The 13,000-nt window shown below is 60.5% G+C and carries 10 protein-coding genes and 2 pseudogenes; 1 reads left to right on the top strand and 11 read right to left on the bottom strand.

Annotated elements, in window-relative coordinates:
- Nucleotides 1-224 precede the first annotated feature (224 nt).
- The 11 genes and pseudogenes from CK215_RS32430 to nifH form a co-directional block, all read right to left on the bottom strand.
- Nucleotides 225-844: pseudogene (locus CK215_RS32430) on the bottom strand (FAD-binding oxidoreductase); the annotation flags it as partial.
- Nucleotides 845-1,047: 203 nt separating this feature from the next.
- The gene (locus CK215_RS26115) at nt 1,048-1,371 is read right to left on the bottom strand and encodes a hypothetical protein (RefSeq protein WP_348626615.1); all 324 of its coding nucleotides are present in this window, start codon (nt 1,369-1,371) and stop codon (nt 1,048-1,050) included.
- A 262-nt stretch (nt 1,372-1,633) separates the two neighbouring features.
- The gene (locus tag CK215_RS26105; RefSeq protein WP_095780036.1) at nt 1,634-2,515 is read right to left on the bottom strand and encodes a universal stress protein; all 882 of its coding nucleotides are present in this window, start codon (nt 2,513-2,515) and stop codon (nt 1,634-1,636) included.
- Between the two features lie 98 nt (nt 2,516-2,613).
- Nucleotides 2,614-3,396: a response regulator transcription factor gene (locus tag CK215_RS26100; RefSeq protein WP_095780035.1), complete on the bottom strand. Its 783-nt coding sequence runs from the start codon at nt 3,394-3,396 to the stop codon at nt 2,614-2,616.
- A gap of 24 nt (nt 3,397-3,420) precedes the next feature.
- Complete coding sequence (locus tag CK215_RS26095; RefSeq protein ID WP_095780034.1) at nt 3,421-3,900, bottom strand: NifX-associated nitrogen fixation protein; 480 nt, start codon at nt 3,898-3,900, stop codon at nt 3,421-3,423.
- Nucleotides 3,901-3,916: 16 nt separating this feature from the next.
- A complete protein-coding gene (nifX, locus tag CK215_RS26090; RefSeq protein ID WP_095780033.1) occupies nt 3,917-4,414 on the bottom strand; it encodes a nitrogen fixation protein NifX in 498 nt (165 codons plus the stop codon).
- Nucleotides 4,380-5,762, bottom strand: a complete 1,383-nt coding sequence (gene nifN / locus CK215_RS26085) for a nitrogenase iron-molybdenum cofactor biosynthesis protein NifN (protein ID WP_095809485.1) — start codon at nt 5,760-5,762, stop codon at nt 4,380-4,382. The genes nifX and nifN overlap by 35 nt, the downstream gene beginning before the upstream one ends.
- 9 nt (nt 5,763-5,771) lie before the next feature.
- Complete coding sequence (gene nifE / locus CK215_RS26080) at nt 5,772-7,262, bottom strand: nitrogenase iron-molybdenum cofactor biosynthesis protein NifE (RefSeq protein ID WP_095829649.1); 1,491 nt, start codon at nt 7,260-7,262, stop codon at nt 5,772-5,774.
- Between the two features lie 59 nt (nt 7,263-7,321).
- On the bottom strand, nt 7,322-8,863 hold the full coding sequence (gene nifK / locus CK215_RS26075) for a nitrogenase molybdenum-iron protein subunit beta (protein WP_095829650.1): 1,542 nt from the start codon (nt 8,861-8,863) through the stop codon (nt 7,322-7,324).
- Between the two features lie 127 nt (nt 8,864-8,990).
- Entirely contained in the window at nt 8,991-10,496 is a 1,506-nt protein-coding gene (gene nifD, locus CK215_RS26070) for a nitrogenase molybdenum-iron protein alpha chain (RefSeq protein ID WP_095829651.1), read from the bottom strand.
- A 101-nt stretch (nt 10,497-10,597) separates the two neighbouring features.
- The gene (gene nifH, locus CK215_RS26065) at nt 10,598-11,491 is read right to left on the bottom strand and encodes a nitrogenase iron protein (RefSeq protein WP_095780066.1); all 894 of its coding nucleotides are present in this window, start codon (nt 11,489-11,491) and stop codon (nt 10,598-10,600) included.
- A 664-nt stretch (nt 11,492-12,155) separates the two neighbouring features.
- On the opposite strand from nifH, the pseudogene CK215_RS26060 reads away from it, so the two are divergent.
- A pseudogene (locus CK215_RS26060) lies at nt 12,156-12,308 on the top strand (aldehyde dehydrogenase family protein); the annotation flags it as partial.
- Nucleotides 12,309-13,000: the final 692 nt, after the last annotated feature.

The raw sequence follows: 13,000 nt of genomic DNA, 5'->3' as shown, positions 1-13,000 counted from the left end.
CGCTGATCGTTTTTTCGTGGAACGAGCAGCCCTCGTCGGCAATCGCGAGCGGCATGCCGGCGCATATGCGAGCGTAAAAGCGCCGAGCAGCCGGTGCTGAATCTCGAACGTGACGACGCCGATTGGCGCGATGTGCGTCGGCTCGGGGCCCTCGTGCCCAAGCATGGTGCGTTCCCATTCCCAGCATCATGCTGCAGGGCAGAGGAGGTGCTGTCCCGCCAGTGTTAGATCACATTCAATTCCCTGAACGCCCGCCCCTCCGCGACGCGCTCATATCCGAACGCCGTGCAATCGATCGTGCGATAGCTGCCATGCACGATGAGCTCCGACGGCGCCTTGCCGACCGCCGGCGCCTGCTGCAGGCCGTGGCCGGAAAAGCCGTTGGCGAAGAGAAAGTTGTCGACCTGCGCATCCGGCCCGACCACCGCGTTCTGGTCGAGCGTGTTGTAGTCGTGAGGGCACGCGCGCGTCGGCTTAATGGCTTCGAAGGCGGGAATGGGGGTCGCCAGCGCCGGCCAGATCATCTCTTCGAACAGCGGCCAGTCGGGCTCGAAACCGTTGGGGTCGGCGGGGCCGTCGCCCTCTTCCGATTCGGCCCCGCCGGTGATGTAGCCCGAGCCTTCCGGTCTGACTAGATGCCGGTCGGATCGACCAGTATTGGCATGTCGTCATATTTCTCGCGCGCCTCGAAGAGAAAGACATTGCGCTTGCGCGATTCCACTGGCAGCGCCAGTCCGGCCATTGCTGAAACTTTGCCGGCATTCGGCCCGGCGGCGTTGACGACGATGCCCGCGTCGAGCCGCTCGCCATTGTCGAGCTTTGCCCTGGTAACATTGTCGCCCTGCGGCACCGGCATGCCTGCCTCGGCATCGTGCTGGCCCTCCTGAGGCGCATGATGGCATGAACCGCCTGGTTGAGCGCGCTACGCGCTTCGAGATCATCCTGCCGGTTAATTTGAATGGAGCACGCCTTTTCCGAAAACCGTGGTGAAGAATGGCTCGAAAATGCGGGTCCGGTTGCTGGGCGAAATACCGCCGCCCTCGTCGCTCACCAGGACAATGGCCTTGCCGTCCCCGTCGCCCCTGTGATTAAAACCAGCGTGGCGCCGTGCCTCGCCGAATTGTCGATGAGATTGGCGAGCACATCCGCATTCTCGGCCGATATGCGCAGGCCGGTCGCTCCGCCGGCCTCGACGCGAAGTGCCGGCCTGTCCTGGGCCTGCAGCAGCGCCAGCCCGGCACCAATCGACGTGCTTTCGCCACTGGCGCGAGATTTTCGGCGCGCCAGGTCGAGCAGGCGGCGCACCAGCAGATTAAGCCGCCCCACGTCAGTGACGATATTTGTTCGAAAACCGCCGCCGCTTGGCCTCATTCATTGCGCTGCCTAGGTGCCAGCGGAATCGAAGTGCCGACCCAGGATCAGTGCCCCTTGCTCAATCTCTTCGAGTATCTTCCACGCAAGGCTCAAATTGGATGGGGCCAGCACCGAGACCAACGCAAAAGAACTCCACTTATCTTGCTCCTCTGATGAGTGTTTTCCACTCAGCGGGATTTTCGCAGCGACCCGCATTGGGCATTGCGAATGTCACAGGCACAGTGGAGCCTCGAACAGCATCGGTGCCGCTTCGGAACCGTCATCGGGCCAAAAACAGCGGCAATGTCGGCTTATCAAAGATCCATCTGGTCACACCGCCAAAGAGCCGCTCACGCAGCCGACGGCTGCCATAGGCGCCCATGACTATCATGTCGGCAGAAATGTCGATTGCGTGCTGCGCAAGCACCGTGGCCGCCGATTTGCCGGCACTTGGCAGTAGGTCAACCGACACCCGAGCACCGTGCCGAGTGAGATAGGCAGCGATGTCGGCTCCAGGCTCCGCGCCATTGCCGTTGTAGTCGACCTTCGGATCGACCAGGGCGACACGAACCTCCTCAGCAACGCATAGGAGACCCAGCGCTTCTCGAACCGCACGGAAGGCCTCCACTCGCGAATCCCAACCAACCAGGACTCGCCGTGGCCACAGCGTCGCCTCAGCACCCTTAGGCACTACGAGCACCGGCGTTCCCGTTTCGAACAAGCAGCCGTTGACCACAGGAGGTCCGAGATTCTCGTCGTTGAGGAGCCCTGGTCCGATGATCGTCAGGTCGGCGCAGAGCGCCCGCTGTCGTGCCGCTTCACCGAGGCTGGCCGGATCGCAATAGTCGGTGTCAACGTCATAGTTGAGCGACATAGATTCCAGCAGTTTCTGGATATCGCTGGAGCGCTTTTCCAGCCTGACCGCGTCCTGTGCAAATCGATCGATTTGCCGCAACTGATTGTTCAATTTGGCACTTGCCAGTCCACGTCCTACCGGCCACTCGAGGACACCATCTCCGATCCGCCACATAAGGAGCGTCGGATGGGGTATAATCAGTACGGAAAGATAAGCGCCGATTTCCGCACACAAGCGGGCAGCAGTTCTGACGTCCTGATCGGAATGGTCAGCGCCGGTCAAACAGAGTACGGTTCTAAAGGCCATTTTCCTAGTTCTTCCTGAGTATTCGTTGACGGCGTTTCAGGCCGCAAGACCGGCTCACCGCGCGAGGAAAAGGGAGTGGCACCACACCAGCGACTTGATCAGCCGTCCAGCTTCTCGAGCGAGTAGCCGGACGACCTCACTGTACGGATGACGATATCGGTCGAGGCCGTCTCCAGCGCCCTTCTGAGCCGACTGATGTGGACATCGACTGTGCGTTCACCGACATGAATATTGGCCGGCCAAGCCGCGGCGATCATCTCGTCCCGGCTGAAGACCTTGCCGGGAGTTTCCAGCAAATGCCGCAGCAAGTTGAACTCGATTGGTCCGAGATGAATGTCATGGCCATTGCCGCAAACCCGGCGGGCATCGAGATTCATCGTAACGTTGCCAAAAGAGAGCCAGCTGCCGTTTTCAACCCCGTTTGAACCCGGCTTCGGCAGCGCCAGCCTCGTCCGCAGACAATCGAGCAGCTTGGCCGGGTCGATCGGCCGCACAAAGCTCTCAACGCCTGCCTTCAACAGATCGAGGTGCTGGTTCTCGGCGCCAGGCGCGATCAGGGCAATGATGAGCAGACCGCCGGTCCGGGGCTCCCGCTTGAGCCGGGCGCAGATTGCGGACCCGGTAAGGCTCGTTGGACCGCAGTCCAGCACCACGGCCTGGAATTCCCGATCGTCGGCCAATGCAAGCGCCTCCTTCGCGCCGCCTGCCAGCTCACTGGCGAAGCCGTCCACCTCTAGTATGTGGCTGAGGAACAGATAGAACTCCGCATCTTGCGAACAGATCAGGACGAGTGGCTTCATTGGTGCTACCCCGAGAACCAAATTGGCCTCGACCACGTTGGCCGCGTGGGCTGGCCCAAGCGGCTCCTCAACGTCTGACATGGTTTCTCTTGCTCGAAATCCGGTTCATGCGCGTGCCACCTCGGGATAGGCGTCGATGGCTGCAATGGCATCGTCGACCAGTTTTGTACCGGCCGCGGCGAGTTTGCAGAACGTCTCGAAGCCGAACCGATGGACGTCGCGCAGGGTCTTCGACAGAACAACTAGCCGCCCGGCGGTGAACAGCACGCGCCCGAAGCCCTCATGACTCATTTCGATCATCGGCGATGCCATCAGGCTGGAGCGCTCCTCGATCGCAAGGGCGACGGCAGTGTAAAACTTGTCGAGTCTCCACAGCACGTCCGGATCGGGATCGCCGATGATTGGAATCGCACGGCGCTGTTCCTTGCTGACGATGAAGTCGGCCAGCAGCTCGGCGTCCGCTTTGCCGTCCCAGGACCCGTGGGAATCCTGCGCACGGATCAGTCGCACGAGGCATTTGACGAACGGGCTGGCAAGGGCCGCCTGGTCATCGTTGACAGCAGGGGTGATGGCGACTTCAAACATTTTGCTCTTCCTCGTTTCAGTCCTCGTCCTCGAAGGAGGGGTTCTTTTCGGCGAAACCAGCGTCAGCCAGCACCTTGCGCAGCCAGGGCGCAGGACATGTCCTCAGCATCATCTGCGTGCGCAACAGCACCGCTTGGATCGTTTGTGGCTGCGGCACCTTGATCGGATGGATTTTGGCAGAAACAACCTTAGCTGCCGAAGGCCCGCCGATGGCCAGACAAAACAGCAGCTGGCAGCCCTTCAGCGCCTCCACCTTTGGCGTGATGCGGTCATCGCCTTCGGTCCGATGCTCCCCACTCTCATCGGAAACGTCATCGAAGGCCACGGCTTCCACGAGATGCCACTCCTCGCGCGTGACGTCGTAGACAGCAAAGCGCTTGGCCGACCCGAAATGGGCATCGAGATTCTTCATGTCTTGCGTGGCGATGGCAACGCGTAATGCGCCTGCTCGTCGTCGAGGCATGCGTGGGTGAATCTCGTCAGTGACGAGTGATAGGCGACGAACGTAGCTCATCTGGCATTTCTCGTTTTCGGAATGGATCAAGCGCCTCAGGCGTCGGCGCGTGCTGATTGGCCTGGAAGATGTTGGCAACCTCGAAGATCAGGTCGCGGGTCCCCTGATAGAGGATTTTGAGCTTGTGCTGGCTGCCGAGCCGGTCGAAGATCGGGAAGCCGACGCGCATGAGCGGGATGCCAAGGCGTTGCGAAGCCTGGCGACCGTGGGAGTGCGTAACGAGGAGATCCGCGCCCGCTGCAAGAGCTTCCAAATCGCGGAGATCGCCGATCTGAACCCACTCCGCCGATACTTTTTCCAGAATCTTCGACATATCGGTCGTGGTGACCGCCGCCGCGATTTTGGAGCCCATGCCGGCGAAGAACGTTGCGAGTTGATAGAGTTGGTCTGGTTCAGCAGCGATCGCAATTTTCTTGCCTCCGAAATGAAAATGTCCGTCGAGCAACGCATCCTGCAATTGCGCCCGGCGACGGCGCACCCGGGCCGGCACCACCGCGCCCGAAAGCCACGACAGCAACGAGACGAACCGGTCGACAGCCTTCAATCCGGTCAGCGACTGCAACACCACGTAAGGCACGCCGGTCAACCCGTGCAGCATTTTCGCCGGGTGACGCATGTGTTCGCCGATGGCGATGCATTGCGCGGCGGTGCCCAGCTCCCGGATATCCTCGACGCTGGTGCCGCCATAGGTGGTCGTTACCCAGCGGTCAGGAACCGTACCGTCGAGCGAGCGGGAGACGTCCGGCAAAATAACCGGCTTGAGCCCAAAACTTTCAACCATGTCACGCAAATGCTCGATGTCGGCGACAGTGAGGTTGCATCCGGGCAGGATCGCAATCTTCTTTGGCTGTCTGGTCCGTACGCCCGGCCGTGTAATCCCTTCGATCATCGCCGCGACAGCTTTGGCCCAGCCTGCTTCGATCGCACCGTCAAAATCCGGCGTGTTGGCCAGCACAACTTCAGTACCGGCGAGCTCTTCCACATGCTTCAGCTTGATGTTGGCAATATCGCTCGCGCAATCTTCGCCACGGGTCTCTACCAGCGCGGTCGTGCACACTCCTATCAGCTTTGGCTTAGTGCGGGTTTTGAGATTGAGGATCGCCTCTTCCAGATGGTCCGCTCCGCCGAGTATGGCGGCCACCTCGTCCATCGCCGTTGTCTGCAAGGGGATCGCTTCCTTGAAATGACGCACAAAGAGCACCAGCGCGAAGCTGGTGCAGCCTTGGCTGCCATGGAACAGGGGCATCGCACCGTCGACTCCGAGAAAAGCGAGGGCGGCACCCATCGGCTGTGACGACTTCAGCGGGTTGACCGCCGCTGATTTGGTATTGCGAAGGATGCGGACCATCGGATGTCCTCAACGCTCGCCGAAGCGCTGAGCCGTCGCGCCGGTTAATTCATTGAAAGCGTTCACACTCGCGGTCCCGTCCTTCGTGCTCGAAAGATCGTCCTTCACGGCAGGCTGGCAATCCCACGGCGCCGGCTCACGCACCTGGCCCCAGATCGGGTTATGAATGGCGAGGTCGATCTGCCGTACAAATTCCACCATGCCGTCATAGCCGGCATATGGATGTTGGCGTTCCTGGTTGATATCGAGCCAGGGTGTCTTCGCCTTCAGCGCGATGAATTGCGTGCGCCCGCCCGACAGCATGATGTCGGCCTTGTCTTTTGAGAGCATTGCGTAAAGATCGCGCGCTGCCATCTGCTCGAACATGTGGTTTTCGTCCTTGAGGATCCGTTTGATCCGCTCCTTGTCTTCGACGGTGGATTTCTTGACCGAGGTGCCGACGATCTCCATGCCGATCTCCATCAGCGCGTTGACGACCGACCAGGACTTCACACCGCCTGTGTTGAGCAGCACGCGCTTGCCTTGAAGCCGCCGGCGGTAGGCCTCGAGCTTCTTCCACGCAATCGCCTCCTGCTCAGCAATCAGCCTCTCTGTGCGATCAAGCATCTCCGCATCGGCGCCCTTCCTCACTAGCAGCTCAGCCAGGTTGCGAAGTGCTTCCGAAGTATCGGTTATCCCGTAGAAGGACCCCTCGAAGAACGGGATGTCCCAGCGCTCCTCCATTTTGCGGGCCAGATTGATGAGCGCGCTCGAGCACACCATCATAGCCGCACGGGCGCGGTGCGCGGATGCAACGTCGATGTAACGCGCATCGCCCGGAATGCAGGCGCGCACCCGGATGCCGAGCCGATCAAGCAGCGGCTTCACCAGCCAAAATTCGCCGGAGAGGTTGAATTCGCCAAGGATGTTGATGTCGCAGGGCCCCGCGTCGTCTGGTTCCACCGTGCCGATGACATGATCGAGCAGCGCTTCGGCGGCGAGTTTGTTCCCGAGGTTCTTGGAGCCGGCCAAGCCCGGCGCGTTGATCGGCACCACGGCCAGACCGAATTTTTCGGCCGCGCGTTTGCACACGGCCTCGATGTCGTCGCCGATCAGCGCCGTCACGCAGGTCGAATAGACGAAGACTGCCGGTGGAGCGTATGTTTCCTTGATCTCGCGGATCGCCTTGAACAGCTTCCGCTCGCCATGCCCCATCACGACGTCGAGTTCGGTGAGGTCGGTCGTGAAGCTTGTCCGCCACAGGGTTGGCCCGGACGAAGCTGCGCCTCTGTTGTCCCAGGAATTCCCCTCGCAGGCGAGCGGCGCATGGACCAGGTGCGCAACGTCGGTGATCGGCTGCAGGACGATCTTGGCGCCGTCAAAGGCGCAGCCGCCGGCTGCCGCCCCAGGGGTCAGCGGCTTCGAGCAGCCCTCCTTGCGCGCCTTGGCATCCTTGCCGCGGTTTTTATCGCATGCGGGCTCGTCGAAAACGTCCTGGATCTTGGCACTGAGCGAGGTCATTGCGTCAATCTCCGAACTCATTGGGCGGGGCGGCCACGGCGGAAAGCCGGCACCGGCTCTTAGCGGGTGAGGTCATAGGAATAATCCGTCACGCCAGTCTCGCTCGTCTCGCGATCGAGCTTGTCGAATATCTTGTCGAGGATCGTCGTCAGCACGCGTAAACCGCCCTGGTAGCCCATGAGCGCAAAGCGATGGTGATGGTGCCGATCGAAGATTGGAAACGTCAGCCGGATCAGCGGCGTGCCGGTATCGCGCTCCAGATACTTGCCGTAGGAATTGCCGATCAGCAGGTCCACCGGCTCTGTATAGAGCAGCGAGCGCATTGCCCAGAGATCCTTGCCCGCCCAGACCTGCGCATCCTGGCCGAAGGGCGAGGATGCAAGCAATTCCTTCATCTCGGCCTCCCAGGCCGATGTGCCGTTGGTCGCGAGGCAATGTGTCGGCTCGCCGCCGGTCTCCATGACGAAGCGGGCCATGGCGTAGACGAAGTCCGGATCCCCATAGATTGCGTACTTCTTACCGTGCAGCCATGACTGGCTGTCGGCCATCGCGTCAACCAGTCGGCCGCGCTCCATCCGGATGGTCTCGGGAATCTGCTTGCCGGAAATCGCCGAGACCTTCATCAGTAACTCGTCGGTCGCCTTGACACCTAGTGGATAGCGGAAGGACGCCGTCGCCTGCCCGACCTCGCCGCAATATTCCAGCGTCTTTCGGGTGTTGTAATGCTGCAGCGACAGCGTCGCCTCCGCGTTGAGTGCCCCTTTCACGTCTGCGATCTTTGTGCCGCCGTCATACATGCGGTATTCGCCGTCCGACGGTGTGTCGAACTGGTCGGAAGCGTCTTGAATGAAGGTATAGGTGATACCCATCAGGTCGAGGAGGCGCTTGAGTTCCCGGTTGTTTCCGACGCAGAATCCGTCGAAGCCTGGAATGATGTTGATGGTGCCATCTATTTGGGAGCGCTCGCTGCCCTTCCAGAAATGCTCCAGCACACCCTTGACCATGCCGTCATAGCCATCGACATGGCTGCCGACGAAGGCAGGCGTATGAGCGAAAGGCACGTCGAAGTCGCCCGGGACCGAGCCTTCGTTTTTGGCGTTCTCGATGAAGCTGCGCAGGTCGTCGCCAATGACTTCAGCCATGCAGGTGGTCGAGACGGCGATCATCTTGGGGTCGTAGAGCTTGTAGGTATTGGCGAGCCCGTCAACCATGTTCTTTAGGCCGCCAAACACGGCCGCGTCCTCGGTCATCGAGGAGGAAACCGCTGACGACGGCTCCTTGAAATGTCGCGACAGATGCGAGCGGTAGTAGGCAACGCAGCCCTGGCTACCGTGGACGAAAGACATGGTCCGCTCGAACCCCGCGGCCGCGAATACCGCGCCGAGCGGCTGGCATGCCTTGGCGGGGTTTATGACAAGCGCCTCGCGAGCGAGGTTCTTTTCGCGGTATTCCCAAGTCTTGGTCAATTCGCGTTGATCGGCGACGATCTGATCAGGGTGCGGACATTCGAAATTCAGTTTCTTCTCGGCAAGCATATGTTTGTATTCCGGCTCGCGGAACAGGGGGGCGTGGTCGAGAACTTTTTCGGCCGATTGCGGCATGGTGGTCACCTTTCCATCTGGCCGCGCCAAGCGGCAGCACAGGGACATCAAGACGTTAAGGGCCTGCCTCGGATCGAGCGCGCCCCAAGCATTTATCGGCCTCCCTGCCTGGCAGGGAGGCCAGTCCTCATTCGGCGGCGAGCGCCGTCGGCGGCGCGTCCTTCATCTTCTTCCACGGCGCGCGGTAGAGGTCCCAGACCGGGTTGTTGATGGCGAGATCCATGTCGCGGGCGAAAATGGCGAAGCCGTCATAGCCGTGATACGGGCCGGAATAGTCCCAAGAGTGCATCTGGCGGAACGGGATGCCCATCTTCTGGACCGGGTACTTCTCCTTGATACCGGAGCCAACGAGATCAGGGCGGATGCCTTCGATGAACTTCTCCAGCTCGTAACCGGTGACGTCGTCGTAGACGAGCGTGCCATTTTTCACGTAATGGCCGGTGCGCTGATAGTCGTCGTTGTGGGCGAATTCGTAGCCGGTACCAACGATCACCATGCCGAGGTCCTCGTAAGCAGTGATGACGTGGCGTGGGCGCAAGCCGCCGACATAAAGCATCACCGTCCTGCCTTCGAGGCGCGGTCGGTACTTGGCGATGACGGCATCGACCAAGGGCCGGTACTTGGCGATGACCTTTTCGGTCTTCTTCTCAATTTCCGGGCCGAAATGCTTGGCGATGTTGCGCAGAGAAGTTTCGATCTGGGAGGGACCGAAGAAGTTATATTCCATCCAGGCGATCCCGTACTTTTCCTCCATGTGCCGGCAGATGTAGTTCATCGACCGGTAGCAGTGGATCAAATTGAGCTTGGCCTTGGGCGCGCGCTCTATCTCGGCGAGCGTGGCGTCGCCCGACCAGTTGCCGACCACCCGAAGGCCAATCTCCTCGAGCAGGATTCGCGACGCCCAGGCATCGCCGCCAATGTTGTAGTCGCCGACGACGTTGACGTCGTATGGGCCGGACTCGAACTCGACATCTTCCTTGCCGAAGACCCAATCGCGGATCGCATCATTTGCAATGTGGTGGCCGAGCGATTGTGAAACGCCGCGGAAACCTTCGCAGCGCACCGGTACAATTGTCTTCTCGTGCTCCTTGGCCTTCTTGCGCGACACTGCCTCGATATCGTCCCCGATCAGGCCGATCGGGCATTCGGACTGCACCGAGATGCCGCCATTGAGCGGAAACAGGTCCTCGATTTCGTCGATGATCTTTTCCAGCTTCTTGTCGCCGCCGAAAACGATGTCCTTCTCCTGGAAGTCGGAGGTGAACTGCATTGTCACGAACGTGTCGATGCCGGTCGTGCCGACATAATAGTTGCGGCGTTGCGACCAGGAATATTGCCCACAGCCGACCGGCCCGTGCGAGACGTGGACCATATCCTTGACCGGACCCCACACCACGCCCTTGGAGCCGGCATAGGCGCAGCCGCGAATTGTCATCACGCCCGGAATGGATTTGATGTTCGATTTGACGTCGCATTCGGAAAGGCCCTTGTCCTCCGCTGAGGCCTCGTCCTTGCTCATTGCGACACCGAGGTGCTTCTTGCGACGCTTCGCCGCCTTGTCTGGATATTGCGACAGCACGTCTTCGATAAGCTTCGCATGCAAGGCGCCGTCATTCTCATAGTCGAGGCCCATGGGACCTGCCCCTTTCAAGGTTCGGGTAACGCCTCGCCAACGAGGCCTTGTTTCGCAGAAAGGGGCGCAGGTCATGGTCGGCGCCCCTGTTGGTAGCGGGGTTACTGAGCGACGGACAGTTTCGCTTCCTTGGCCTGAAGCTCGGCAAGCATTTGCTCGTCGCTCTTCATGATGCCGAAGTCGAGCAGCATGTCCTCGAGCTCCTCCATGGTGATTGGGGTCGGGATGGTGCCCTGGCCCGAATTGAGATGGATCTTCTCGGCCAACGCGCGGTACTCCCCTGCCTGTTTGGAGTCCGGCGCATACTGGATTACCGTCATCTTCCTCAGTTCGGCGTGCTGGACGATGTTGTCGCGCGGCACGAAATGGATGAGCTTGGAATTGAGCCTGGCGGCCAGCGCTTCGGAGAGGTCGAGCTCGCGGTCGGTCTGGCGCTCGTTGCAGATCAGCCCGCCGAGCCGCACGCCGCCCGAATGGGCGTATTTTAGGATACCCTTGGCGATGTTGTTGGCGGCATAGAGCGCCATCATCTCGCCCGACATGACGATGTAGATTTCCTGAGCCTTGTTTTCGCGGATCGGCATTGCGAAGCCGCCGCACACCACGTCGCCCAGCACGTCGTAGGAGACATAGTCGACATTGTCATAGGCGCCGTTCTCCTCAAGGAAGTTGATCGAGGTGATGACGCCGCGGCCGGCGCAGCCGACACCCGGCTCAGGCCCGCCGGACTCCACGCACTTGATGTCTTTGTAGCCGATCTTGAGCACGTCCTCGAGTTCGAGGTCCTCCACAGAACCTTCCTCGGCGGCGAGATGCAGAACCGTGTCCTGCGCCTTTGCGTTCAGGATCAGGCGGGTAGAGTCGGCTTTGGGGTCGCAGCCGACGATGAGGATCTTCTGTCCGAGGTCGACCAGGGCAGCGAGCGTATTTTGAGAGGTGGTGGACTTGCCGATGCCTCCCTTTCCGTAGAATGCGATCTGACGCAGACCTGACATGTTGCTTCCTTCCTTCTTTCCATCCATAGCGGCTACCCGCGACTTGAAGTCCGGTCGGCAGAATCCGGCGCCTCGCACAGATCGTCTCAAAACTCGTGCCAATTTGTCCGGCTGGATCGAAGAAGAAATTTTATGATTGCTTTTCAGCTATTTAACATTTGGCGAAAATATTAAATTGGCTAAATAAACTTATGTCGCAGGCCCGACAAAGGCGACAGGAGCTGTCGATGGCTTACTCGCGACCGCTATTGAACCGTAAGGGAGGAAGGCAACCACCCCATCTGCCAAGCCACCGGCAGGCGTTTTCTTAGGCGACGCGCCAGTTGCAAAGTCCAGCGCCGTCGCGTCGGCCAGCCCCAACCGACTTTTGGCAGGATCTTTGTCCAATAGGGCCGGCATGCGTTCACCTGTCATACCGAATCGGCTCGGCTACGACATAAAGACACGCTAACGCCTGCCGCCGATCCGATCGGACATCTGAAGGTGGCAGTCGCGTGGCGATAAAAGCCTTATCGCCTTCCCAGGGAGTTTGCTGGAGCACCTTCTGTAGGTCGTGCCCCACCGCGTGGTGTAGCTCGGCGGTTACGAAGCCGCTCGCGAGCGCGCCCTCAACAGCGCTGGAGCGAGCGAGCGGCGAAGCCGCGGCGCATGGCCGAGAAGGCGCGGCATGGTCGGGGTCAATGAAGGCCTCATCACCACGCCTGAGGCGCCGTTCGGCGGCGTCAAGGAATCGGGCCTCGGCAAGGAAGGCGGACATCAAGGCATCGAGGACTATCTCGACACCAAATATGTCTGCATCGGCGGACTTGGTCTCTAGCGTCGCCGGCTTTGCTGTCATTGAGGCGGAAGCTTCGGGCGTTGTCGCAGGCCGTCATCGGCGACATAATCCACACCGGTGCGCGGCGATGAGCTGATCCGCTCCCGCAACGTCGTTACAGCTGGAGCTGGAAAAGCCACCCGGCTTTCAGCCGCGCTAGACATCATCGTCCGCCCGATGCGCCGTTCGCCAAGGCACTGCTGCGGAAACGCCCATCTCGGTGCGCGATTGTGTAGCCCTGTCGTTTACGTCGACATCGCCTATCGCGGAGCGTACCCGCGACGGCAGCTTGCGCCATCCTTCGTTCAAAATGCGCTGGCATTCAGTGACGTGCGCCGGGGAGTTCGAGGAGCGCGTACGCTATCTCGTCCTCGGTCCCAGCCAGATTCCGCAGCGCGCTCAGCCAATTCCTGCAAGGCCGGTTCCAAGGCGAGCTGATATTGAAGGCTGCGCTCCGGATGCGGCCGGGCAGCTTGGGTCCACGATTGCAATCCTTGATCGCTTCATTGCAGGCCATGGGCTCTCGCCGCTCTCCCTACCCAGACGGGGCGCGCCAGCTCATGTGTTGTTGTTGGTGTGCGCCCTCGGCAACCAGGCCGATCACCTCTTCCTCGATCGCCTTGCCCTGGTCGACCGCCGAGAGCAGATCCGTCAGCAGGTTGTCGCCCGGATCCTGGCGCTTGTCCCACATC

It is taken from the genome of Mesorhizobium sp. WSM3864, assembly GCF_002294955.1.
Classification (GTDB): domain Bacteria; phylum Pseudomonadota; class Alphaproteobacteria; order Rhizobiales; family Rhizobiaceae; genus Mesorhizobium.
Note: the sequence above shows the minus strand (reverse complement) of the source record. Positions and strands in the feature narration are given on the sequence as shown.

Coding starts and splice junctions, on each gene's coding strand:
- CK215_RS26115 (WP_348626615.1), bottom strand. CDS start 1,371: ATGAGGCCAAGCGGCGGCGGTTTTCGAACAAATATCGTCACTGACGTG.
- CK215_RS26105 (WP_095780036.1), bottom strand. CDS start 2,515: ATGGCCTTTAGAACCGTACTCTGTTTGACCGGCGCTGACCATTCCGAT.
- CK215_RS26100 (WP_095780035.1), bottom strand. CDS start 3,396: ATGTCAGACGTTGAGGAGCCGCTTGGGCCAGCCCACGCGGCCAACGTG.
- CK215_RS26095 (WP_095780034.1), bottom strand. CDS start 3,900: ATGTTTGAAGTCGCCATCACCCCTGCTGTCAACGATGACCAGGCGGCC.
- nifX (WP_095780033.1), bottom strand. CDS start 4,414: ATGAGCTACGTTCGTCGCCTATCACTCGTCACTGACGAGATTCACCCA.
- nifN (WP_095809485.1), bottom strand. CDS start 5,762: ATGGTCCGCATCCTTCGCAATACCAAATCAGCGGCGGTCAACCCGCTG.
- nifE (WP_095829649.1), bottom strand. CDS start 7,262: ATGACCTCGCTCAGTGCCAAGATCCAGGACGTTTTCGACGAGCCCGCA.
- nifK (WP_095829650.1), bottom strand. CDS start 8,863: ATGCCGCAATCGGCCGAAAAAGTTCTCGACCACGCCCCCCTGTTCCGC.
- nifD (WP_095829651.1), bottom strand. CDS start 10,496: ATGGGCCTCGACTATGAGAATGACGGCGCCTTGCATGCGAAGCTTATC.
- nifH (WP_095780066.1), bottom strand. CDS start 11,491: ATGTCAGGTCTGCGTCAGATCGCATTCTACGGAAAGGGAGGCATCGGC.